General features: G+C 77.0%; 2 pseudogenes. Both read right to left on the bottom strand.

Annotated features, from left to right (window positions below):
• Positions 1-958: pseudogene (locus ACYVE9_RS27075) on the bottom strand (hypothetical protein); the annotation flags it as partial.
• A gap of 103 nt (positions 959-1,061) precedes the next feature.
• Positions 1,062-1,354 (bottom strand): annotated as a pseudogene (locus ACYVE9_RS27070) (ATPase); the annotation flags it as partial.

The following is a 1,354-nucleotide window of genomic DNA, read 5'->3' as shown; positions in this document are numbered from 1 at the left end:
GGCCCGCCGCCTGGTGCGCGGTGATCGCCCAGCCGTGCCGCAACGCCTGCGGCACCTGGTGCGGGGCGACCGTGACGGCCCGTCCCGCGCACTCCAGCCGCAGCCCCTCGGCGTCGGCCGACAGCACGGTGCCCGAGAGGCAGCGGCCCGGGGCGGGGGAGTAGGCGACCCGGTCGCCCACGTCGAAGCCGCCGAAGCGGCCGGGGCCCGGGTTGAAACGCTCCTTGAGAGCGGCGTTCAGTGCCCGGGTGCCGGCCGCACCGCCGTGCCCGGGAGTGATGACCTGCGTCTGCTCGGCGGGCACCCCAATCACCCGCGGCACGGAGTCGGCGACCAGCTGCACCGTCCGGTGCACGGCCTCCCCGGCGTCCCGCACCGGAACGATGACCAGTTCGCGGTCGGGCGCGGCCACCTGCTGCAACTCGCCGACGCCCACCCCGGACACCAGCTCGCCCAACGGGCCGGGGTCGGGTGTGCGGGAGACGACACGCGGGCACACCGCCGCGGCCAGTACGTCGGCCAGCACCTCACCGGCGCCCGCCGCACCCAGCAGCTGCGGGTCACCGCTGAGCACCAGGCGGGCCCCGTCGGGCAGCGACTCGGCGACCGTGGCCGCGCTCTCCGCGTCCAGTTGCGGCGCGTCCAGCACCGCCAGCAGGTCGAGCTCCCAGGCGCCGTCCTCGTCCCGGGCGGGCCCCTCCAGACCGGCCAGCAGGTCGGCCACCGTCACCAGCAGCCCGACCGCGGTCAGCAGCACCGGCTCCGGCAGCCGCCGCGCCACCATGGCACCCAGCGGAACGGTCAGCGCGGCGGCACCGACCAGCGGCAGCATCGCCCGCAGCGTGACCCGCCGCCAGGTGGCGAGCAGCCCGACGCCGCTGATCGCGATGCCCGCGCAGTTCGCGAGCGCCACCCCGTCCAGCGGCCCCACCAGCAGCACCAGACCGGAGGCGGCGACCAGCCCGAAACCGATGCCGGCCATGCGCTGCACCGCCGAGCCGAGAAAGACGACACCGCCGAGCAGCGGGAGGAAGTACCAGGTCGACGACACCCGACCGAGGCTATGCCCCGGCTGCTCCCGGCCGGGCACCCGCCCTGCCGGCCCGGTCGGGTGGCTGCCCGGTGCGGCCGTAGTGCTCCCGCAGCGCGGTGTGTGCGGCCGGGGACGGGCCGGTGGCGTCCAGCGCCAGCAGTGCCGCGCCCAGCACCGGGGGAGCGGTGACGACCGAGACGGTGGCGAGCGGAGCACGGTCGGCCAGCCCGGTGACGATCCGCTCGTGCAGCCTCGGGTGCCGGGCGGCGGCGGCGCTGCCGCCGAGCAGCACCGGTACCGGCTCGGTCAGCAGCCCCAGCC

Source organism: Streptomyces sparsus, from assembly GCF_054776295.1.
This window is presented reverse-complemented; position numbering and strand designations above follow the sequence as displayed.